The organism is Caulobacter sp. GSs2 (genome assembly GCF_058680895.1).
This window is the reverse complement of record NZ_CM178725.1, coordinates 2,545,944-2,568,720: the sequence shown is the minus strand read 5'-3', so window position 1 is coordinate 2,568,720 and position 22,777 is coordinate 2,545,944. Positions and strand designations below refer to the sequence as shown.

The window sequence follows — 22,777 nt, the reverse complement described above, 5'->3', positions numbered from 1 at the left end:
GATGGCCGGTGCCCTGTTCTTCGTCATCGGCCGGACCTCGCTCGACGAAGTTGCCGCGATCGTCGTCACTGACGAGCTGGTCGATACACTACGTCTGCTCGCGGGCCGTAAGGACAGTTTTAAGCCGGCCGCGCAGATGATCTTGCGCCTGGCTGCTGTTGCGGACAGCGACGCCTCGCCCTCGATCGTCAAGCTCTTGCGCCAGCTTTTCCAGGTCGCGTTGGCCGGAACACAGGCCGACGATCGCCGTCGCCGCGAAGCACTTGAGGAGGCGCTTGAGGAGGACGATCCCAGGATCAGGCGGGCCGGTGTGGAGGCTTTGGGATCGATGATCCAGACCTATATCTCACGCTCAGACGACTTCGAGCAGGTAGGTGCGGAACCCTATCGTCCCGAATGGGCACCCGCCGATGAAGGCACGATCCACGCCTATTTCAACTGGGCGCTTGTTAGGCTGCGCGAGGTCTGGCGCAAGGACTCCGAACTGCGTCCTGTCATCGAGGACCATCTCTCAGGCGACCTGCGCAACCTGCTGCTGCCCGAGCTTTTTCCAACGATTGAAGCATTTGTCCGCGAGGTGGTCGCCTCCACGGGCTCCTACTTTGGGGCGGCAAAAAGCATCGGCGACTGGCTCTATTTCGACAGCCCCGAGAAGCCGACCAATTTCTCGGATGCGGTTAAGGCCCTCTACGATGCAACGCTCCCCGTCGATCCGGTCGATCAAGCCCAGTTTTACAGCAGGTTCTGGGCCTCGGACATTCACGATCCCAATACGCGCTACGCACAGGATCAGGAGAACCCCGACTTCGAATATTCGGCGCGGCGAGCGGCGGCGCTCGCGCCTGAGATCGCGAAAAGTCCTGATCAAATCGGGCGCGTGATCCGCGCCATGGCTAGCCAGGAAATGAACTCGCCTCAGCCCTTTGCCAATGCTCTAGTCGAGCATCTATCCGATCCGCTCGGTGCCTTTGAGCAGGCTGTCGAGGCGCTCGATGCCAGCGGCAGTCGTGCGGGCGTGAACTTTGTCGGGACGCTCCTAACGGCCCTCGACCGTAGACTTGCCGACAATGTTGATGACGTCAGTGCGCTCGTCGCGATCGCCAAGAAATCGGTGATTCTCGCGACAAACCCGATGTATATCGTGACCTCGCTCCGCGTTACGGATGAGCGATTGGACGCGCTCACCAACGAGATCCGCGTTGGGATGGTTACTCCCCGACAGACTGTAAGCATCTCCCATGGCAGAGGGCTCGATCAAGTCTCGGAGGCCGGCCTTAGCCGGTTCGTCACCGCACTTATTGATCGGGGCGCGGATGGCGGCGCATGGGCTGCCCTCGAAATCCTTTCGATGGTCACACACGGCAACGCTGCCCCCTCCCCGGAGATCATCAAGTTAGTGAAGTGCGCCATCCTATCACCATCGATCGCCGAAGGTGCCGAGGGCAACCCAGCGAACGCCGGTTACAATTACGGCCGCATGGTTCGGATGCTGGATGCGTCAGGTGCAATCGACGGTGATTTTGCCCGCGCATTTGCTCTCCAGATCGAACAGGTCTGCCGCACGACGGGTGGGCGGCGCGGCCGCCCTTCGGACGCCCTGCGCGATGCTCTCGAGGTCATCGTCAAGCGGGCTCCGAATGAGGTCTGGCTGGCACTAGCCAGCTTCTATGAGATCGCAACGCGCGTCGAGCGCGAGCGCTTGAGTTCGATCACGTCGGCGACGAAACTTTTTGCCTATGACGTATCGCGTACTGGTTCGGGCGCACTGTTCAATACGCCGCTCAACTTGATGCTCGACTGGGTGGCAGTCGATCCGGACAACCGGATCGGGTTCCTGCTGAGCTTCTTCCCGATCCTTGAACAAAAGGGCTCGGCGTGGGCTTGGCATCCCGCACTGCAACACCTCGCTCAGATTTATGGCCATTCAAAACGATTCAAGGCCGCCCTTCGGCTGCGGGTCTATCCAAGCTCTTGGGGCGGCTCGCTCAATGCGCATCTCACCAGCTTCAAGGCACCCTTGGCGGACTGGGTCGACACACCCGTTCTTGGCGACTGGGCCAGCGACATGCTCGATGCCATCACCCGGTCGCTGGGAGACAGTCGCTACAGTTTCTAGGCGCGCATTGCCCGGGCGTAGCAAAGCCTTGGGTTGACCAGCGTTGGAGTGCAAGCCGTGTACTAAGCAGACATCCTGACACGTAGCCTCGGGTCGCTTGGCGACTCAACGGCCCCGAATAAGGGCTTCGATCAGGTCTGCCGCGATCCGCAAATTGGCGTCGTCCAGCTTGCGAGCTCGCAACATAACCTTTGCCAGCAACCCTGCTCGCTCATCTCCCTCTTGATCACTCCCACTATCGAAGAAGGTTCCGAGCGGCACTTCGAGTGCGGAAGCTAGGCGGTCCAGCGTTTCAAAACCCGGCAGCATAATCCCGCGCTCTATAGCGGAAATAGTATCCACCGACCGGCCCGACACGTCCGCAAGCACCTCTTGGGTCATACCTGCATCGTCGCGGCATTCACGCAGACGGCGTCCAACGCGGGTTTTTAGAGACATCCCGTAAGATCCACCGGAACGGATCTTCGCCACCACCGCTCTCAGCGCCGGATTTCGCCGTCAGTCCGTATAATAATACGGCAATTGCCGGGCCTTAATGTGGCGACCCAACGATGTTCCGCTCATCGGAGCGGGTGCCACACCCAGGGAGCCACGACAGCTATTGATGTACCCTTTCCGAACACCTCCCATCGGGACGCTCTCGGTGACGCGACGCGGACTGGCAGAGTGACGTCCGCACCTAACATAGCGAAGAGATGCGCGGAATCTCCACGGCACGAGACACTCTCCCCGCAGCATGCGCCGCCAAGGCTTCCAGACGGGCCCACAGGCACCTTGAGAGGTGGGCCGCGCCCTTTGGGAGCCCCGTGAGAAAAACGGCCTTCTGGCGCATCTATGGCGCGCGGACGATTTTGATTGCCTGCGCCAAACCTAAGCGACGCAGCAAGATGGATGCGAGAATGGTCGACCCGCAAGTCGAACGTAAGCCGCAAGCCGTCGAGAAGGAGCTCGCAAAGCGCATCCGGGCGGATTCCACCGGCATGGCCGACTTGGCTGAACCAAGCGCGAAGCTGGAGCTACTCGCGGACTACGGCACGGCCACAATCAATTCCGCCGGTATGGCGCGAGTTGAAGCACAACCCTCGGAGCTTAGGCGACGAGTGTGGTATGTTCCTTAGAGGTTTTACCCTTAGTATATAGAGTGGCAATTTTTACCTATCACGAGTGCTCATTATGAGCACTCTTGAGTCGTCTCAACCACTCCCCTCAGTCTGGCCGCCAATCGAAGTTGATCGCGTACCAATATCCGTCTCGCACGCGCAACCGGACGATGATGCCTTGGGCCTCTAGTGAAGCTATTGCCCTACGAACTGTAGCCTTGCTTAGGCCCGACCCAGACTGCTTACCGACCCCATGCACGAAGTGATCAAGCGTGAAATGATCAGCAAACTTTCCCCACTCCGTCGTGTTTGTAAATATAAACAAAAGCACTTTCAGCTCTGACCCACTAAGTGCACGAGCCCATTGCCGATCAATAAGTCTGCGATACTCCGTCTTCTGGGAAAGTGTCATTTTTTCTTGCAAAGCCAGACCTCTCTATGACGACCAACTTTGGCAGGTTGAATGATCCTCCCACAGCATAGCCCCTTGATGAACCCCGGTTCGATTAAGGCGAGCTGAAGGTGGAGGCATTCAGAAGCATAGCTAGCCAAGTGCCCTCCCATCGCTCCATGACCGGTCATTGGGACTAACAAAATCGTCGTAAGGCGGCGGCGCTTTACGCGCCTGCAAGCTGGGGGAAATGGTACACTTTACGGGTACAAAGCCCCTACCAGAGACTCGGAAAAATCATCAAATTACAACGACATAGCGCCCGCCGGATCGCCTCCCCTCGGCTCCACCAAGGACCTCTCTGAAAAGACCCTTCCGGCGCCTCCCGGGGCCGGATGACGGCAACCCGGCGGGTTGGCGCCTTCGGTGGAATTTTGGGGTCTGGTCGCCGCCCCGCGCCTCCGGCGGGGCCCCCGGCGCTCTGCCGGCGGATGCTCAACGATCACGACGCCGCCACCCGGGCCGAACTATTCGACGAAGACCCCGCGCCCCCGGCGCAAGGCTAATCCACCTTCCGCCCTCGCAAGACATTTTCATGCCCCGCCACCCGTCCTCAGCGTCATACTGACGCAGGCCAGGCCCCAGGAGGTGCGCGACAACTCGTCGCGGGCTTCCGCACGGGTCAGTTAACGGGATGTCCGCCGCCGCGCGCCATCCTCACCAAGCGTTCGACAGACTTTCGACGCGCTGGAGCCGTCAGATGCACGCACAGTTCAGGACCAGCGTTCGCCGGCGCCGTCGCGCCCTGGGGATCGGCTCCGTGGCCGCCGCATCTGTGCTTGGCGCATCCAGCCTGGCCCTGGCAGACGAGGCCCAATCGCCCGCTCTTGACCTGAGCATAGGCTACACCGCCGGCGTCACAGGCGTGATCGACGGCGGAATTTCGAGGCGCGGCCGCTTTCTCGACAATCTCGAGCTGGGCCTCGATCTGGATCTGGACAAGGCTGTCGGCTGGGCCGGCGGATCGGCCCATCTGCTGGTGCTCAACAACAGCGGCGGAATACCCAATGACGACGCAGGGACGGCCCAGGGCGTCGACAATATCGAGGTCTCGCGCCAGCGCACCCGCCTGTTCGAGGCCTGGGTGCAGCAGAGCTTCGCCGCCGACAGCGCCTCGGTGCGGATCGGCCTCTACGACCTCAACAGCGAATTCTACGCCAATGACAGCGCCGGACTGCTGATCGCCCCGGCCTTCGGCATCGGCTCGGAACTGGCCGCAACCGGCCCCAACGGCCCGTCGATCTTTCCCTCCACCGCCCTGGCCGTCCGCCTGAAATGGGCGCCGCGCGAGGATCTCTACGTCCAGGCCGCCGCGCTGAACGCCGAGGCCGGCGTGCTGGGTGACCCCGACGGGATCGACACCTCGTTCGATAGCGGCGCCCTGCTGATCGCCGAGGCGGGCTGGGCCGGCTCAAGCAAACTGGCCATCGGCGCCTGGCGCTATACCCGCGAGCAGGACGACATCCGCGACCTGGACGCCGCCGGCGACCCGGCGCGCCGCAACGCCCACGGCGTCTATCTGCTGGCCGAGCATCCGCTCCACGCGCGAACCGAAGGCCCGCGTCGCGGCGTCGCCTTCGCGCGCCTGGGCCTGTCAGACGGCGCCACCACCGACTTCTCGGGGGGCTGGCAGGCCGGGATCCTGATCCAGCAGGTCTTTGCAGGTCGCCCCGACAGCGCCCTGTCGTTCGGCGCCAACCAGGCCTGGTTCAGCGACAGGAGCCGCGCCAACGCCCTCGACGCCGGCACGTCCCTGCGCCGCTCTGAAGCGGCCCTGGAACTGACCTATGCCGATACGGTCGGCCCGATCACCCTGCAGCCCGACCTGCAATATGTGATCAACCCGGCCGGCGACGCGAGCATCGGCCACGCGGTCATCGCGGCCCTGCGGATCAGCGTCGGGTTCTAGCGCAAAGCGACAACCGCCCTCGCGATCTTGAATGTAAGGCATTTTTCCCTTACATTTTGGGTCAGGGAGACGCGACATGAATACGCTCACCGTCACCAGCAAGGGTCAGGTCACCCTTCGCAAGGGATTGCTCGATCACCTGGGCATTGGCCCCGGCGACAAGATCACACTGAGCAAGCTGCCCGACGGGCGGATTGAGGTGAGGGCCGCGAAACCTGCCGGCAACATCGCCGATGCGTTCGACTTCCTGAAGCGCCAGGGCGGGCCATCCCTCTCCATCGAGGAGATGAACGCCATCGCCTCCCGCGGCTGGGCCGGCAAAAGGTGAAGATCACCGCCGACACCAACATCCTCGTCCGGGCCATCACCGGAGACAATCCGCAGCAAAGCCCTCGGGCCCAGGTCGAACTGGCCAATGCAAAGCTTGTCGCCCTGACCCTGCCCGCTCTGTGCGAACTGGTGTGGGTGCTGTCCAGGGGCTATCGGGTCCCCGCATCAGACATCGGCGAAGCCATCCAGCGGCTGATGAACGGCGCCAATGTCGTCGTCGACCGTCCGGCAGTGGAGGCTGGCCTGACCGTGCTCAGGGCCGGCGGCGATTTTGCCGATGGCGTCATCGCCCATGAGGGCGGCTGGCTGGGCGCCGAGACCTTCGTGTCGTTCGACGACGAGGCCGTCAGGTTGCTGGACGCCCAGGGCCTGAGCGCGCGCCTCCCCGCGTGAGGCGGAATTTCGCGGGCTGAAACGGTCCCGATGCAAAGCGGGCCCGCCGTGGATGCGGCGAGCCCGTTTGGTCGAACCTCTATCGGAAGCGTTGAATCAGAACTCTTCCCACTCTTCCTTGACCGCAACGGCGGCCGAGCTGCGGCCCGGACGGACGGCGGTCTGCGGACGGGCGCGCGGCGGCGGCGCGGCGCGGTTTTCCGCCTGGGCCGCGCCACCGGCGGACACCTTGAACCGGCCCACCAGATTGGCGAGTTCGCTGGCCTCGCCCTTCAGGGCGTGGGTGGCGGCTGTGGCCTGTTCGACCATGGCCGCGTTCTGCTGAACCACCTGGTCCATCTGGTTCACGGCCTGATTGACCTCGTGCAGTCCCGTGGACTGCTCGGTGGCCGAGGCGGCGATCTCATTGACCAGGGCGTCGATCGAGGCGACCTGGGTGACGATGCGCTGCAGGGCCTCGCCCGTCTGGCCCACCAGGCTGACGCCCGTGCCGACCTGCTGGGTCGAGGTCGAGATCAGGACCTTGATCTCCTTGGCCGCGTCGGCCGAGCGCTGGGCCAGCGCCCGCACCTCCTGCGCCACGACCGCGAAGCCGCGACCCGCCTCACCCGCGCGAGCGGCTTCGACGCCGGCGTTCAGGGCCAGAAGGTTGGTCTGGAAAGCGATCTCGTCGATCACCCCGATGATGTTGCCGACCTTCTGCGAGGACCCCTCGATCTCGGTCATGGCGGCGACGGCCCGGCTGACGATCTCGCCCGAGCGCTGGGCGTCGGTGCGGGCGTTGGCCACCACCTCCGAGGCTTCCTTGGCGCCCGAGGCCGTCCGGCGGACCGTAGCGGTGATCTCGTCGAGGGCGGCGGCGGTTTCTTCCAGGCTGGCGGCCTGCTGCTCGGTGCGGCGCGACAGGTCATCAGAAGCCCGGGCAATCTCGTCCGCGCCGGCGCTGACGCCGCCGGTGGTGGCGGTGATCGCCTTCATGGCGTCAAGCACCCGTTCGGCGGCGGTGTTGAAATTGCTCTTCAGGCTCTCGGCCTTGGGCGAGAACGGTATCGTGATGCGGTGCGTCAGATCGCCCGAGGCCAGGCGATCCAGGGCCTCGTTGAGGGCGGCGAAATTGGCCGCGTCGCTGCGGGCCACCTCGCTCTTCTCGTCCTCGTTGGCGGCGCGCTCGGTCTCGACGGCCTGGCGCTGATGGGCGGCGTCGGCCTCGATGCGGATCTTCTCGAGCGCGGCCTCCTTGAAGTGGCTGACGGCGGCGGCCATCTGGCCGATCTCGTCCTTGCGGCCGGCGGCCGGCACGGCCACCGAATGGTCGCCCGAGGCCAGGCGGCGCATCGCGCCGGTCATGGCGGCGACCGGGCCGGCGATGCCGCTGGTCAACAGCAGGCCGCTGGCCAGGGCGATGGCGGTGGTGACCAGGATGCCGATGGCCAGGGTCAGGGTCGAGGCGGTCGAGGCCTTCTTCTGGGCGGCCGCTTCGGCGGCGACCACGGCCTCGGAGTCGTCGACGATGGCCTGGATGGCGTTCTCGACCGGCTCGACGGCCTTGTCGGCGACGCCGTCATGCTTGACCAGATCGATGGCCTGCGGGCGGGTCAGGGGATCGCGGCCCAGGCTCAGGGCGGGCTCGATGGCCTGCGAGCGATAGTCGGCATAGGCGGCGTCAACGGCGGCGATGCGCGCCAGATCGGCCTCGTCGCCCTTGTTCAGCTCGCGCAGCTTGTCCAGCGCCGCTAGGAACTTGGGCTTGTGGGCCTCTTCTAGACGCTGGACGTAATACTCATCGCCCGACAGCAGGAAGCCCCGCAGCGAGTTTTCCTGTCGGGTCAGGCGGAAGGCTGCGGTGTCGGCGGCGCGCAACGACTGATAGGCCCGCTCGGTCCGCTCGACGGAACTGGTCAGGCTCAGCTTGTTGGCGTAGAGCGCTGCGCCCATCAGCATGATCGTGACCAGCATGACGGAAAACACCGTCATCAGCTTTTGCGGAATTCTCAGATCGCCGAACGACACAGCCAACTCCCGGATTGTGTGAGGGCGCCGTAAAGCCATAGAAATTACAGGGATTTAAGCCTGAATCCAGGGCAAGCGCCGAGCCTAGCCTTGCCCTGCAATCCGTTTCCACGGCCTTAACGCTGCCGCAGCGTAATGTCGCACATCGGGCAGGTCAGCCGCTTTTTTGATCAGTGGGCCTCATCCCAGTTGAGCGCCGCGCGGGCCTCAACTGTCAGAGGCACGGAAATGGCCACCGCCGGCTCGGCAGCGCCTTCCATCACCCGACGCGCCACGGCGCAGGTCGCTTCGGCCTCGGCTTCGGGGGCTTCGAAGACCAGTTCATCGTGCACCTGCAGCAGGACACGCGCCGACAGGCCGGCCTCGACCAGGGCGCCGGGCATGCGGATCATCGCCCGGCGCATCACGTCGGCCGCCGCGCCCTGGATCGGCGCATTGATCGCCGCACGCTCGGAGAACTGCCGCTGGGCCGCCGACTTGGCGTGGATGTCGGGGATGTTGATCTTGCGGCCGAAGATCGTGGTCACATAGCCATGCTCGCGCACGAAGGCCTTGGTGGCGTCCATATAGGCCTGGATGCCGGGGAAGCGCTCGAAATAGGTCTTGATATAGGCCCCCGCCTCGCCCTGGCCGATGCCCAGCTGGTTGGCCAGGCCGAACGCCGAGATGCCATAGACGATGCCGAAATTGATCGCCTTGGCCCGGCGGCGCACCTCGCTGGGCATGCCCTCGATCGGCACGCCGAACATTTCCGAGGCGGTCATGGCGTGGATGTCGAGGCCCTCCTGGAAGGCCTTTTTCAGCTGGGGGATGTCGCCGATATGGGCCAGCAGGCGCAGCTCGATCTGGCTGTAGTCGGCGCTGATCAGCAGTTTGCCCGGCGCGGCCACGAAGGCCTTGCGGATCTTGCGGCCCTCCTCGGTGCGGATCGGGATGTTCTGCAGGTTGGGATCCGACGACGACAGGCGCCCCGTCGTGGTCGCCGCCAGGGCGTAGGAGGTGTGGATGCGGTTCTCACTGCCCGGCGCGATGGCCGCGATCAGGTTGTCGGTATAGGTGCCCTTGAGCTTGGACAGCTGGCGCCAGTCCAGCAGCACGCGCGGCAGCTCGTGCTCCAGGGCCAGTGACTCCAGCACGTCGCTGTCGGTCGACCACTGGCCGGTGGCGGTCTTCTTGCCGCCCTTCAGGGCCATCTCGCCAAACAGCACCTCGCCCACCTGTTTGGGGCTGCCCAGATTGAACGGATGGCCGACCAGTTTCTGGGCCTGGGCCTCGAACTCGGCCATGCGCATCGAGAACTCGTTGGACAGCCGGCGCAGGGTTTCGGGATCGACCCGGATGCCGTCGTTCTCCATCGCCGCCAGCACCGGCGGCAACGGACGCTCCAGGGTCTCATAGACCGTCAGCAGGCCCTTGGCGGCCAGCTGGGGCTTGAGGATGTTGTAGAGCCGCAGGGTGACGTCGGCGTCCTCGGCCGCATAGGCCGTGGCCTCGACCAGACCCACATGCTTGAAGCTGATCTGGGCCTTGCCCGTGCCCGCCACCGACTTGAACGGGATCGGCTTGTGGCCAAGCCACAGCTCCGACAGCTCGTCCATGCCATGGCCGTGCAGACCGGCCTCCAGCACATAGCTGATCAGCATGGTGTCATCGATCGGCCCGACCTGGACGCCGTAGCGCGACAGCACGGCGATATCGTACTTGCCGTTCTGGGCCACCTTCAGCACCGCCGGGTCTTCCAGCATCGGGCGCAAGACGGCGATCGCCTCGGCCAGCGGGATCTGCTCCAGGCTGGCGGCGGTTTCGAAGGCCAGGCCCTCGGCCTTTTCCTCGTGGGCCAGCGGAATGTAGCAGGCCTCGCCCGGCGCCAGGGCCAGGGACACGCCGACCAGACCGGCGGTGGCCGAACCCAGGGCGTCGGTCTCGGTGTCGAAGGCGACAATGCCCTTGGCCGTGGCCCGGTCGACCCAGGCCTGCAGGGTGGCCAGGTCGCGCACGCAGGCATAGGCGCTGGTGTCGATGGCCACAGGATCGCTGGCCGGAGCCGCCGCCGCCCGGGCTGCGGCGCCCGCATAGGACACGGTCGCCACCGGCGCACTGGGCGCGGCGCCCAGCCCTCTTTCACCCGGCGGGCGATCCAGGGTGCGCGGCGCGGCGGCGGCGCTGCCGTCCCCGACCCGGCGGGCCAGACTGCGGAACTCCATCGCCTCGAGAAAGGCCTGCAGAACCGCCTTGTCGGGCTCGCGCAGGGTCAGGTCAGCGATCGGTTCGGGCAGGGGCGTATCGCAGTCCAGCTGCACCAGCTGGCGCGACAGGCGGATCTGGTCGGCAAAGTCGATCAGGGTCTCGCGGCGCTTGGGCTGCTTGATCTCGCCGGCCCGCGCCAGCAGCGTATCGAGGTCGCCATACTCATTGATCAGCTGGGCGGCGGTCTTGATGCCGATGCCGGGAGCGCCGGGCACATTGTCGACGCTGTCGCCGCACAGGGCCTGAACATCGACCACCTTGTCGGGATAGACGCCGAACTTCTCGAACACCTGCTCGCGGTCGATACGCAGGCCCTTCATCGGGTCAAACATCGAGACGCCGTCGCCGACCAGCTGCATCAGGTCCTTGTCGGACGACACGATTACCGCCTCGCCGCCCATTTCGCGCACCCGGCAGGCATAGGCGGCGATCAGGTCATCGGCCTCATAGCCGGGCAGTTCGATGGCCGGCACGCCAAAGGCCAGGGTCGCCTCGCGCACCAGCGGAAACTGCGGGATCAGGTCCTCGGGCGGCGGCGGGCGATGGGCCTTGTACTTGTCATAGAGTTTGTTGCGGAAGGTCTTTTCCGAGTGGTCCCAGATCACCGCCAGATGGGTGGGGGTATCGCCCTGCATGTCGCGCAACAGCTTCCACAGCATGTTGCAGAAACCCTGCACCGCGCCCACCGGCAGGCCGTCGCTCTTGCGGGTCAGGGGCGGCAGGGCGTGATAGGCGCGAAACAGATAGGCCGAACCGTCGACCAGGAACAGCCGCACGGCGGGGCCGTCTGCGGGCATGGTCGGGGCGGTGGCAGAATCGGCGGGCGCAGCGGTGTCGGTCATGGCCGGACCATAGGCTGGCGACCGGGCGGCGGGAAGACTTGGCGGGGGGTGGGAGGCCCTCCAATAGATCACCGTCATTCCCGCCCTTGTGGCGGGAACCCCTGTTTCAGCGGACACGTGAAGCGCCAGCGAAGTGCGCGCGCACTTCGCCCCTCCCGCACTTGCGGCGGTACGAGGGGTTCCCGCCACAAGGGCGGGAATGACGGGAGGTAGGGGATAGGGGACGCTCAATCCCCGCCTTTTCCAAAAAAGATGCTAGCCTGATCAATCGCTTGTAAAATAATCGATCGCGCCAATCCTCGGCGCTCAAACCTCCCGCATAATCGTAGCTGTCCCCGTCGCAGGGGGAGGCGCCTGGATCCGGCCCAACAGCGGCGATGGGGATGGAGCTGAGCGGGGCCGCGCGGTCACGCGGCGAGGACGAAGGTGGTCTGTTCGTTGGATAGATCCGGGACCACCGGAAGGCTCGTCGGAGGAACAGCGCGGAGCAACAGGGCGAGGGATCGTAAACCCGCCTATCGCGCATCGTCGGGGGTCGAGACGGTTAGCCGATCGACCTTGGTGCGCGCCCGTACGGGGGCTCTTGGGTATCAGAGCTGAAACACGCTCGCTTGGCCCAATCCTCACGCAAGAACAGCTTCTGCGAAGCGGACAGGTCGAGCCGAAACGCAAACAACACATCACGGTCATCCGGGGTCGTCCCGGCCGCTTCGCGCCTCCCCGACTAGCTCAGTGGCTGATGCCGCGTGAGGCTGAGAGCCCGTGTCCGCCAGACTTGCCCCCTACGGGTCGCTTCGCGACCGTCTTCCCCCGCAGGGGGAAGATGAACCGCGCCGACCTCATCTTCCCCCTCCGGGGGAGGACGACCTGCGCAGCAGGTCAGGAGGGGGCGAGTGACGATCCATCCAACCCAGGAGAACGCCCCATGCCCAAGTCCAAACCACCCCGCAGCCGCTATCGTCCGCTTCGCCGCGTCAACAAGACCACAGAGCGCGCGATGACGATGTATGACCGGCTGGAAGAGGTCACCGAACAGCTGCATCGGCAGATCGCGCCCTTTCTCGACCAGATCCCGGCGCGCGAGCGGACGCTGATGCTGACCCTGCTGGCCGACAATCGCGCCCAGATCGCCGGCGGCCGGGCCGACATCCTGCAGCCCAGCGCCACGCCGGTGCTGGACGAGCTGATCCGGCAGGACACCGAGCGTCGGCGGCGCGCGGCAAGCCGCTCATTGACTCCCCCGCCCCCGCCCGTATTTTCCGCCCGTTCGCGTGACTGGCGTTGAAGGTGGGCGACCACCGGGGAGCGTGAACCTCATCCGCCGCGCGCCTGGGCTCCCTTACCGTCTTGTTTCACCAGACCCGGAGTCCCGCCGTGCCCGCCGCCCCCGACTATCCGTCCGCCCCCGATCTCGTCATCCCCAAACGCGCCCTGCTGTCGGTCTCCGACAAGACCGGCCTGGTCGAGGCGGCGAAGGTCCTGCACGAGGCCGGCGTCGAGCTGGTCTCGACCGGCGGCACCAAGGCGGCCATCGCCGCGGCCGGCCTGCCGGTCAAGGACGTGTCGGACCTGACCGGCTTTCCCGAAATGATGGATGGCCGGGTCAAGACCCTGCACCCCATCGTCCACGGCGGGCTTCTCGGGGTTCGGGATGCTCCCGAACATGCGCAAGCCATGGCCGACCACGGCATCGGCGGCATCGATATACTGTATGTGAACCTCTATCCGTTCGAGGCCACGGTCGCCAAGGGCGGGTCCTACGCCGAGTGCGTCGAGAACATCGACATCGGCGGCCCGGCCATGATCCGCTCGGCGGCCAAGAACCACGGCTATGTGGCGGTCTGCACCGACCCGGCCGACCTTGGCGAAGTGCTCGACGCCCTGAAGGCCGGCGGCACCACCCTGGCTCTTCGCCAGACCCTTGCGGGCCGCGCCTATGCCCGCACGGCGGCCTATGACGCGGCGATCTCGGCCTGGTTCGCCCAGGCCCTCGGCCAGGACTTCCCGGCCCGCAAGGCGATCGCCGGCGAGCTGCGCCAGGTGATGCGCTATGGCGAGAATCCGCACCAGAAGGCGGCCTTCTATGCCTTCCCCAGCCCCCGCGTCGGCGTGGCCACGGCCACCCAGCTGCAGGGCAAGGAGCTCAGCTACAATAACATCAACGACACCGACGCGGCCTTCGAGCTGATCGCCGAGTTCGATCCGGCCCAGGGTCCGGCCGTGGCGATCATCAAGCACGCCAACCCCTGCGGCGTGGCGGTGGGCGGCTCGCAGCGGCAAGCCTATGAGCGGGCCCTGGCCTGCGACCCGACCTCGGCCTTCGGCGGCATCGTCGCCGTCAATTCGCGCCTGACCCGCGAGGCGGCCTTAGCGATGGTCGAGATCTTCACCGAGGTGGTGATCGCCCCGGAAGCCGACGACGACGCCATCGCCGTGTTCGCGGCCAAGAAGAACCTGCGCCTGCTGGTGACCGGCGGCCTGCCCGACGCCCTGTCGACCGGCGACACCTTCAAGAGCGTGGCCGGCGGCTTCCTGGTGCAGTCGCGGGATGACGCGCGGATCACCGCTTCGGATCTGAAGATCGTCACCAAGCGCCAGCCGACCGACACCGAGGTCCGCGACATGCTGTTCGCCTTCACCGTCGGCAAGCACGTCAAGTCCAACGCCATCGTCTATGCCCGCGACGGCCAGACCCTGGGCGTGGGCGCCGGCCAGATGAACCGCAAGGACAGCGCCCGCATCGCGGCCCTGCGCGCCGCCGATTTCGGCCTCGACCTGCAGGGCTGCGCCTGCGCCTCGGAAGCCTTCTTCCCGTTCGCGGATGGCCTGATCCAGGCCGCCGAGGCCGGCGCCACGGCGATCATCCAGCCGGGTGGCTCGATGCGCGACGGCGAGGTGATCGAGGCCGCCGACAAGCTGGGCCTGACCATGGCCTTCACCGGCGTTCGGGTGTTCAGGCACTAGGATCCGGATGATGCAAAGCGCCACCTGGGGAACCAGGGTCATCGAGCACTCGCAGGTGTTCAAGCCTGACGGGCCCGGCCCTTTCCCGGTGGCGCTGATCCTGCACGGCTGCGGCGGCAAGACGCCGTTCCTGGAAGCCTATGCCCAGACGGCGGTCGAGGCGGGCTATGCCGCGATCGTCGTCGATTCGCTGAAGCCGCGCGGCATGTCGACCCTCGACGCCAAGCTGACGGTCTGCACCGGCGTGCGGCTGCATGGGCTGAAACGCGCCGCCGACCTGTTCGGGGTGATGGCCTGGCTGGAGGACCAGTCCTGGGCCGATCACGAGCGGATCTTCCTGGCCGGCTGGAGCCACGGCGGCTGGACGATCATGGACGGCTACGCGATCGGGGCCAATGCGGCCAGGGTCACGGGTCTGGTCGACGCCGATCCGGCCCGGCTGCGGGCCCGGGTCAGGGGCGCCCTGCTGGTCTATCCGTTCGCCGGCTATCCCGCCCTGACCACGCGCCACGGCTGGGGCGCCGGCGGCCCCCGGGTGTTTTCGGTGCTGGCCGGTCGCGACCAAGTCGTCGGCTGGAAGGCGCCCCAGCGCGCGCTGCAGCGGCTGACCCTGGACGGGCTGAGCGTCGACACCGTGTTCCACGCCGACGCCACCCACGCCTTCGACGACGACAAGGCCAATGACCCGCGCGCCAAGTACCGTCCGGACCTTCTGGCCCAGACGCGGGACTATTTCGGGCGGGCCCTGACGGAAACCCTGACCGACTAGGCGCTCGCCGGGGCGGTCGATGCGCCGGCAAGGCGCCAGTTCAGCGTCTCACCGGCATGAAACGGCACCAGGCTCTCCGATCCCGGCGTCATTTTTTCGGGAACCGGACACGATTGAAGCTCCAGAACAATGACGCCCTCGTTGAGCGGCAGACCATAGAAGCGTGGGCCGTTTTCAGACGCAAAGGCTTCGAGATGGTCCAGCGCCCCCTCCTCGTCGAAGGTCTTGGCATAGCTTTCCATGGCGAAGGGCGCATTGAACACGCCCGCGCAGCCGCACGAGGATTCCTTGTCGCCAACGGCGTGCGGCGCAGAATCTGTGCCCAGGAAGAACTTGGCGGAACCGGACGTCGCCGCTCGGCGCAGGGCCAGCCTGTGGGTCTCGCGCTTGGCGACCGGCAGGCAATAGAAGTGGGGCCGGATCCCGCCATCGAACATGGCGTTGCGATTGATCGCCAGGTGGTGCGGCGTGATCGTCGCCGCCAGATTGGGGCCGCCGGCCTCCACGAACGACACGGCGTCGGCCGTCGTGATGTGCTCGAACACTACCTTGAGCGCCGGGAAATCCGCGATCAGCTTGGCGAGAATGCGCTCGATGAAGACGGCCTCACGGTCGAAGATATCGACCTCGCGATCGGTCACCTCTCCATGGATCAGCAGGGGCATGCCGATCCGCTGCATGACCTCCAGCACAGGCTGGATGTTGCGGATGTCGGTGACGCCATGGGCCGAATTGGTGGTGGCGTTCGCGGGGTAGAGCTTGCAGGCCGTGAAGACGCCCTCTGCAAAGCCGCGCTCGACTTCGCCTGCGTCGATGGTGTCGGTGAGATAGCAGGTCATCAGCGGCTCGAAGGCCAGGCCCGGCTCAACGGCGGCGAGGATGCGGTCGCGATAGCCCTTGGCGGCCGCGACCGTCGTGACCGGCGGACGGAGATTGGGCATGACGATAGCCCTTGCGAACTGCCTGGCCGTGAAATTGACGACGGAAGACAGCATGTCGCCGTCACGAAGGTGGACATGCCAGTCGTCGGGTCGGCGAAGGGTCAGGCGGCGCTGCGCCACGGGGTGGGAGCCGGCTTCGGTCACAGGCCTGTCTGGGATCGTCATTCATCGGCTCCTTGGCAGGCGTGGCTGGTATCAAGACGCAGCGGTATTGGGCTTGCCGCTCTCATATCGCGTCAGCAAGTCCGCGAGCAATGCGTTTGGGAACCGACGGTTCTGAATGATGGCGTAGAAACTTTCCGTGAGCTGCGGGATCCGGCAGTGCTCGACCAGCACGCCGGATTCCAGCTCGTCACGGACGACGATCGGCGGCACCAGCGTCACGCCTTCGCGCTCGCGGGCCAGCAGGCGCAGCATCGCCATATCGTCGACTTCGGCCAGGATGATCGGCCGGATGCCCGCCAGATCGAGCAGAAGGTCGAACCCGACCCGGATGTCGCTGTCGAGGCTTGGCAGCAGAATGGGCTCGCTGCGCAGATCCTCCGGGAAGCGGAAGGGTGGCTTGCCGGGCCTGGGCCGGCCCACCAGGCTGACGGGCTGTTGGTTGAGCAGGTGATTGCGAAAGGGCGCGCGGGCGTCGCGCTGAGCGGCGCTGTTGGACAGAACCACGTCGATGGCGTGAGCTTCGAGCTGGGCGAGCAGGTCGCGTGTCGTGCCGGACCGCACGATCAACTCCACATCCGCGCGGCCGACCAGAGGGCGCAGGAACTCAAGCTGGAAGTTGCGCGACAGGGTCGTCAGCGCGCCGACCCTCAGTACCTGGGCGCTTGCGAGAGGCCGCCCTTCAAGGGTGCTCATCAACTCGTCTCCGGCCTGGAACACGGTGTCCGCATAGTCCAGCGAGATCTGACCCGCCTCGGTCAGGACGAGCCGCTTGCCGACACGCTCGAACAGGGCGTGCCCCATCTGGTGTTCGAGTTTCTGGATCTGCACCGAGAGCGCCGACTGCGACAGATTCAGTCGCTGGGCCGCTCGGGTGAGGCTGCCTTCATGCGCGACCGCCCAGAAATAGCGGAGATGGTTGAAGTTCAGGGATCTCATATCGTTCTATAAAACAGAACGATATTGCAGAAACAATGAATTTTCCGCACGCTCCGGAACGATCTAACTCGGCGCCCGGCCCGCAACAGGCGGTGAGTGGGGAAAAACCAGTGCCAATCGATCTCCTGCCGTTTGCCGCGCCCCTGGCGCTTTTGATGTGCGCCGCCGTCGGCTTCATCACCCCTGGCCGCAGGCCTCGCATGCTGCCTCGGCTGGCTGAAGCCGCGGCCCTTGTCGCCCTGGTGGTCGCGGCGATCTCGGCGGGAGGGCTTGTCCTGTACGGGTCGGGGGACAGCCGCCTGATCGGGCTGCACGGCATCGGTCTATCCCTCCGGCTCGACGCCGTCAGCGCCGTGATGTTCCTGCTGGTCTCGTTCATTGGCTGGGTCGTGGTGCGCTACACCGCCACCTATCTGGACGGCGAGGCGCGACAGGGCGCGTTCACCGGCTGGCTCTGCATGACGCTGGCCTCGGTGCTTCTCCTGGTGCTCTCGGGCAATTTGGTCCAGCTCGTTCTGGCGTGGATCGCGACGAGCGTCTTTCTGCACCGGCTGCTGCTGTTCTATCCGGAGCGCGTCGCCGCTCAGCGTGCCGCCGCCAAGAAGCGCGTCACCGCGCGCCTCGGCGATGCGGCCCTGATCACTGCGGCGGTGTTGCTGGCCCTGGCCTACGGCACGGCCGACATCGCGCAGATCCTGAGCAGCGCGCGCGCCGGGAACGGCGGCGGACTCGCGATCGCGGCGGCCGGCTTCCTCGCAGCGGCGGCCATTCTGAAATCGGCGCAGTTCCCCGTGCACGGCTGGTTGACCGAGGCGATGGAGACGCCGACGCCGGTGTCGGCGCTTCTGCACGCGGGCGTCATCAACGCCGGCGGGTTTCTGCTGATCCGCTTCGCTGACGTGATGTTGCTGGCCCCAGGCGTTCTGGCAGTCCTGGTGGTGGTCGGCGGGTTCACTGCGCTCTTCGGCGGTCTGGTGATGCTGACCCAGCCTGCGGTGAAGACCTCGCTGGCCTGGTCGACGGTCGCCCAGATGGGCTTCATGATCCTGGAATGCGGGCTCGCGCTCTTTCCGCTGGCCTTGCTGCACATCGTGGCTCACTCGCTCTACAAGGCCCATTCCTTCCTGGCTTCCGGCGGGGCGGTCGACCTGATCGCCGCCAATCGCAGGCCAGGTCCCGTGGCCATTCCAAAGGCCGGCGCAGTCGGGCGCGCCTTTCTTCTGGCCCTGGCGATCTATGCCGTGGTCGGGTTGGGCTTCGGGTTCGTGTTCCAGCACAAGTCGCCGCAAGCCATCGCCCTGGGCGCCATTCTGATCTTCGGCGTCGCCTACATGCTGGCGCAGGGCCTTGCTGACGCGGCGCCAAGGGCCCTGACCCGGCGCACAATCGTCTACGCCGTCGCCACCTCGGTCAGCTACTTCGCGCTTCAGGTCCTTGCCATCTGGCTGACCTCTGGCGTCCTGCCCGCCGCCCCGGCGCCGGGGCCGCTGCAATGGGCGCTGATCATGCTCGCGGTCATCAGTTTCGGCCTCGTCGCCGTGGTCCAGGCGATGTTTCCGCTCTGGGCCTATCACCCGGCCGCCGCAGGGCTGCGCGTGCATCTCTCCAACGGCTTCTACGCCAACGCGGTGTTCGATCGGCTGCTCCGCGGCTGGCGTCTGCGCAAAGCAACTTGATCCGCCTGGAGGACAAAATGATGAATTCAGAGACTCCGATCATGCTCGACACCCCAAGGCTGGACGCCGCCGCTGATCGCGCCGCCCGGGCCATCGCTCCGGTCTGGCCACTGGCGTCTAGCGTTGCGGTCAATCCGTTCCTCGGCCAGACCGATGAGACCCTCGCCACAGTCGCCGCGCGGTTGGCGCGGGTATCGGGCGTCGCGGTGACCATGCCCCGAGGCTGGTACCAGGAGCGGATCGCCAGCGGCGTCATCACCGACGGCGACCTGTCGGAGGCCTTGGCCAGCGCTGTGCAGACGCCGCGTCCTGCAAGCCTCGCCGCGCTCAAGTCAGCCGCCCATGTCTCGAAACCCACTGCTGGAGCGCTGCCGACGATCGCCGACCTCGCCGCCGAGGTGTCGGGAATCGACTGGCCAGGGTTGATCGCGGAGCGCTTCGGGGCGTGGGCGGCAGGATACTTCGATGAGGGCCAGGCGCTCTGGGCGGCCCCACGCGGTCGCGGCGCCTACGCCGCCTGGCGCGCCGTCGCCACCCATGATCTGACGCCCGAGATCGTCGGCCTGGCGGGTTTTGCCACCCGTGTTTCGGAAGCCCCGGAAACGGCTTCAGGCGCGATTGCGAGCGTGACGCAGCGGATCGCCATTCCGGCCGAGGCCCTGGAAACCTATTTCCACCAGATGCTGATGACACTGGGCGGCTGGGCGCAATATGCCCGCTACCGGCTCTGGCAGGCGGAGCTGGGCGGCGCTGAAGACCCAACCATAAGCGACTTTCTGGCTATCCGTCTGATCTGGGAAGCGGCCCTCCTCGAGCGATACGAGGCGAAGATCGCAGATCGCTGGGAGGCAATTGTCGCCCATCATGCGGAGCCTGTCAGAGCGACGGCCGACCATGTGGTGGACGCCATCCTGCAGGACGCTTTGGAGCGCTCGGCGCAGCGGGCCCTGGCTGAAACGCTCGCGGCGCCGGGGACACTTGCGACGGGCAAACGACCCGCGCTCCAGGCCGCCTTCTGCATCGATGTCCGGTCCGAGGTCTTTCGGCGGGCGCTGGAGTCGGTCAATCCGGATGTCCAGACCCTGGGGTTCGCAGGGTTCTTCGGGCTGACGGCCTCCCATCGCCGCTTTGCATCCGATGTGCAGGAGCACCGATTGCCCGTGCTGCTCAATCCGGGCCTGATCACGTGTTCTGGCGGCCCCGATGACGCCGAGGCGGATCAATCGGCGCGGTTCAAGGCTCGCGCGAAGCGGGCCTGGGGTCGCTTCAAGCTCGCCGCCGTCTCTTCCTTCGCCTTCGTCGAGGCGACGGGCCCGGTTTATGTCAGCAAACTCGTCAGCGATGCGTTGGGACTTCACGCCACGGCCGCGCCCCATGATCCCGCGCCCCGTCTTGATCCCGCTCTCGATCTGGCAACGCGGACCAAGACCGCCGAGACTGTGCTGCGGGCCATGTCGCTCACAAGCAACTTTGCGCGCCTTGTGCTTCTGGCCGGACACGGCGCGAACGTCGTCAACAACCCCCACGCCAGCGGCCTTCACTGCGGGGCCTGCGGCGGCTATTCCGGCGAGGTCAATGCGCGGCTGCTGGCGACGTTGCTCAATGACCCGGAGGTGCGCTCGGGCCTGTCATCGGAAGGAATCGAGATTCCAGCCGATACGCTGTTCCTCGGCGCTCTGCATGACACCACGACCGACGCTGTCACACTCTATGCGGACGATCATCCCTCGACGCCGCATCAGCACGATATCCGCCAGGCGGAGCTTTGCCTCGAGGCGGCAGGCGTTATTTCACGAGGCGAACGGGCGCTACGCCTGCCAAGAGCCGGGGGGGAGGGTCGCGTTAAGCATCGAAGCCGCGACTGGGCTGAGGTGCGGCCCGAATGGGCGTTGGCCGGTTGCAAGGCGTTCATTGCCGCGCCCCGTCGGCGGACAGCGGGCAAGACCCTTGAGGGGCGCGCCTTCCTTCATGACTATGACTGGAAGATGGACCGGGGCTTTGGCGTTCTGGAACTGATCCTGACGGCGCCCGTGGTCGTCGCGAGCTGGATCAGCCTGCAGTACTACGGATCCACCGTGGCGCCCGCCGTGTTCGGCGGCGGCAACAAGCTGTTGCACAACGTCACCGGCGGCATCGGCGTCGTCGAGGGGGCGGGCGGCGTGATGCGCGCCGGTCTCCCTTGGCAATCCGTGCATGACGGCGAGCGTTACGTGCATGAGCCGCTTCGCTTGTCTGTCTGCATCGAAGCGCCGCGCGAGGCGATGACCGAGATCCTCAAACGGCATGAGAGCGTTCGCTCGCTGTTTGACAATCGCTGGCTGCATCTCTTCGCCCTCGATGAGACCGGCAGGATGGCGTGGCGCTACGCCGGCGATCTGCAATGGACCGCGATGAACGTCGGGCCCGATCCGGCCATTCCTCTGAAGATAGCGGTCTGACTTGTAAAACGCGTCGGCTCTCACCTGCCTTGGCTGAGATCGGAGACCATCCACATCCTGCGCGCAGCGTTCGCTGAAGCCCGCAACCCGGTCATGCCCTTCTCAGCGAGGAAGGGCATGACCGTGATGGCGCACCTGGCGCTGAGGGCTTTGAGCATTCTGCGACCTGACTGAATCGCCAGAGTCTCCCATGCGGCTCCCCCGACGGCTCAGGAAAGTCTCTAGGCTCCCGCCCTGCTCCGCTGGATCGGGGTCGGACCGCGATAGAGCCGGCGCCAGAACCACTCCAGCGGGCCCATGCTGAATCGGTCCATCCACCACTTCGACCACAGAATCTGGGCGATCCAGATGGCCACGACGATCAGGGCCAGGCCGGGCCGGTCGACCTTGCCATGCAGGCTCAGGCCCCGGCCGCCGTAGAAGATCGCCGTCATGATGAACGACTGGGCCAGATAGTTGGTGAAGGCCATCTGGCCGACGGGGGCGAGGATTTCGGGGATCTTCTTCCAGAAGCCCGCCGACCGCGAGGCGAACACCACCAGGCTGACATAGGCCAGTGTGGTCAGGGGCGCGGTGGCCATCTGGACGACGCCGGCGATCATGCCCAGCGGCCTGGGCAGGCCGGTGAGGGCGACGGTGATAAACAGCGCGCCGGTGACCGCCAGGGCCAGCAGGCCGACGACGGTGAGGATCGCATAGGTCTTCTTCGAGGCCTCGCCGGTGAAGACCCCGGTCTTGAAGCAGCCCAGGCCGATCAGCATCAGGCTGCCCGTCATCATGACGATGACCGGCTCGCCAGCCAGCAGCGGCAGGCGGTCCTTGGCGTTCTGGATCAGCGACTGCATGAACGTGCCGGCATACTGGGCGGCGGCGGCGCTGTTCGTGGCGGCTTCCTTGGCGGCCTGGGCCGCTTCTTCGGCCGCATCGTGCGGCATCAGCATCGAGGCGACCATGCCGGCGGCCATCAGCAGCGAGAAGCCGATCCAGATGCCGATCCCGACCTTGAACAGCCGCTTGGGCGCCCAGGAGCGGGCGAACATCACCAGAAAGCCGGCCAAGGCGTAGCTGAGCAAAACGTCGCCAAACCAGATGGCGAAGCCGTGCAGCAGACCAAAGACCACCATCCACATCAGGCGCTTGCGCAGGGTCGCGCCGCGCTCGGTCTCGGACCGCTCGCCACCGACCAGGAAAATCGAGACGCCGAACAGCATGGCGAACAGGGTGACGAACTTGCGCTGAAACAGCCACTGGGTGGCGACCCAGACCGAGACCGTGTCCGCCCCGGTCCCGTGCGGCCAGTGGCGCACCGACTCTGCCAGGCCCGCCGTGACGGCGAAGTCCGGCGCGTTGCACAGCAGGATGCCCAGCACCCCCAGACCCCGCAGGGAGTCCAGCAGGACGATGCGATTCTTGACCATGTGCCCCCCAAGGCATTGTGGCGCGAGCCTAGTCCGACCAGGGCCCGCGCCACAACCTTCGCGTCAGGCGCG

General features: G+C 65.9%; 16 protein-coding genes and 1 riboswitch. Of the genes, 10 read left to right on the top strand and 6 right to left on the bottom strand.

The genetic code is table 11. From position 1 onward, the window contains the following. The first annotated feature begins 1 nt into the window (after position 1). On the top strand, positions 2-2,116 hold the full coding sequence (locus tag ACW17Z_RS12450) for a hypothetical protein (protein WP_492056236.1): 2,115 nt from the start codon (positions 2-4) through the stop codon (positions 2,114-2,116). Positions 2,117-2,221: 105 nt separating this feature from the next. Here ACW17Z_RS12450 and ACW17Z_RS12445 read toward each other — a convergent pair whose 3' ends face one another. Then, complete coding sequence (locus ACW17Z_RS12445) at positions 2,222-2,587, bottom strand: helix-turn-helix domain-containing protein (RefSeq protein WP_492056235.1); 366 nt, start codon at positions 2,585-2,587, stop codon at positions 2,222-2,224. 335 nt (positions 2,588-2,922) lie between these two features. Between ACW17Z_RS12445 and ACW17Z_RS12440 the strand changes: the two genes are divergently transcribed. The 4 genes from ACW17Z_RS12440 (at position 2,923) to ACW17Z_RS12425 (ending at position 6,299) form a co-directional block, all read left to right on the top strand. After that, positions 2,923-3,234, top strand: coding sequence for a hypothetical protein (locus ACW17Z_RS12440; protein ID WP_492056234.1), 312 nt, complete (start codon positions 2,923-2,925; stop codon positions 3,232-3,234). 1,193 nt (positions 3,235-4,427) lie between these two features. Further along, entirely contained in the window at positions 4,428-5,576 is a 1,149-nt protein-coding gene (locus ACW17Z_RS12435; RefSeq protein WP_492056233.1) for a carbohydrate porin, read from the top strand. 76 nt (positions 5,577-5,652) lie between these two features. After that, the gene (locus ACW17Z_RS12430; RefSeq protein ID WP_492056232.1) at positions 5,653-5,904 is read left to right on the top strand and encodes an AbrB/MazE/SpoVT family DNA-binding domain-containing protein; all 252 of its coding nucleotides are present in this window, start codon (positions 5,653-5,655) and stop codon (positions 5,902-5,904) included. Further along, a complete protein-coding gene (locus tag ACW17Z_RS12425) occupies positions 5,901-6,299 on the top strand; it encodes a type II toxin-antitoxin system VapC family toxin (protein ID WP_492056231.1) in 399 nt (132 codons plus the stop codon). The genes ACW17Z_RS12430 and ACW17Z_RS12425 overlap by 4 nt, the downstream gene beginning before the upstream one ends. 96 nt (positions 6,300-6,395) lie before the next feature. Here the strand turns inward: ACW17Z_RS12425 and ACW17Z_RS12420 are convergent, their stop codons facing one another. Together ACW17Z_RS12420 and polA are read right to left on the bottom strand one after the other, a co-directional pair. After that, positions 6,396-8,309, bottom strand: coding sequence for a methyl-accepting chemotaxis protein (locus tag ACW17Z_RS12420; RefSeq protein WP_419319097.1), 1,914 nt, complete (start codon positions 8,307-8,309; stop codon positions 6,396-6,398). Between the two features lie 170 nt (positions 8,310-8,479). Further along, positions 8,480-11,398, bottom strand: a complete 2,919-nt coding sequence (gene polA, locus ACW17Z_RS12415) for a DNA polymerase I (RefSeq protein ID WP_492056230.1) — start codon at positions 11,396-11,398, stop codon at positions 8,480-8,482. Between the two features lie 925 nt (positions 11,399-12,323). Between polA and ACW17Z_RS12410 the strand changes: the two genes are divergently transcribed. The 3 genes from ACW17Z_RS12410 (at position 12,324) to ACW17Z_RS12400 (ending at position 15,131) form a co-directional block, all read left to right on the top strand. Beyond that, positions 12,324-12,683, top strand: a complete 360-nt coding sequence (locus ACW17Z_RS12410) for a hypothetical protein (protein ID WP_419319099.1) — start codon at positions 12,324-12,326, stop codon at positions 12,681-12,683. Next, positions 12,660-12,740, top strand: a riboswitch (ZMP/ZTP riboswitch). Its footprint overlaps the gene before it by 24 nt. A 32-nt stretch (positions 12,741-12,772) precedes the next feature. Next, complete coding sequence (gene purH / locus ACW17Z_RS12405) at positions 12,773-14,362, top strand: bifunctional phosphoribosylaminoimidazolecarboxamide formyltransferase/IMP cyclohydrolase (protein ID WP_492056229.1); 1,590 nt, start codon at positions 12,773-12,775, stop codon at positions 14,360-14,362. 10 nt (positions 14,363-14,372) lie between these two features. Further along, positions 14,373-15,131: a dienelactone hydrolase family protein gene (locus tag ACW17Z_RS12400; protein ID WP_492056228.1), complete on the top strand. Its 759-nt coding sequence runs from the start codon at positions 14,373-14,375 to the stop codon at positions 15,129-15,131. Here the strand turns inward: ACW17Z_RS12400 and pyrC are convergent. Beyond that, positions 15,128-16,237, bottom strand: a complete 1,110-nt coding sequence (gene pyrC / locus ACW17Z_RS12395) for a dihydroorotase (protein ID WP_492056227.1) — start codon at positions 16,235-16,237, stop codon at positions 15,128-15,130. The genes ACW17Z_RS12400 and pyrC overlap by 4 nt on opposite strands. A 30-nt stretch (positions 16,238-16,267) precedes the next feature. Continuing rightward, entirely contained in the window at positions 16,268-17,173 is a 906-nt protein-coding gene (locus tag ACW17Z_RS12390) for a LysR family transcriptional regulator (RefSeq protein WP_492056226.1), read from the bottom strand. 110 nt (positions 17,174-17,283) lie between these two features. Between ACW17Z_RS12390 and ACW17Z_RS12385 the strand changes: the two genes are divergently transcribed. Both ACW17Z_RS12385 and ACW17Z_RS12380 read left to right on the top strand, forming a co-directional pair. Further along, positions 17,284-18,849, top strand: coding sequence for a proton-conducting transporter transmembrane domain-containing protein (locus ACW17Z_RS12385; protein WP_492056225.1), 1,566 nt, complete (start codon positions 17,284-17,286; stop codon positions 18,847-18,849). 17 nt (positions 18,850-18,866) lie between these two features. Then, positions 18,867-21,287 (top strand): YbcC family protein, encoded by a 2,421-nt coding sequence (locus ACW17Z_RS12380; RefSeq protein ID WP_492058525.1) that lies wholly within the window; start codon positions 18,867-18,869, stop codon positions 21,285-21,287. A 221-nt stretch (positions 21,288-21,508) separates the two neighbouring features. Here ACW17Z_RS12380 and ACW17Z_RS12375 read toward each other — a convergent pair whose 3' ends face one another. Further along, on the bottom strand, positions 21,509-22,705 hold the full coding sequence (locus tag ACW17Z_RS12375) for a DUF418 domain-containing protein (protein ID WP_492056224.1): 1,197 nt from the start codon (positions 22,703-22,705) through the stop codon (positions 21,509-21,511). Between the last annotated feature and the right edge of the window lie 72 nt (positions 22,706-22,777).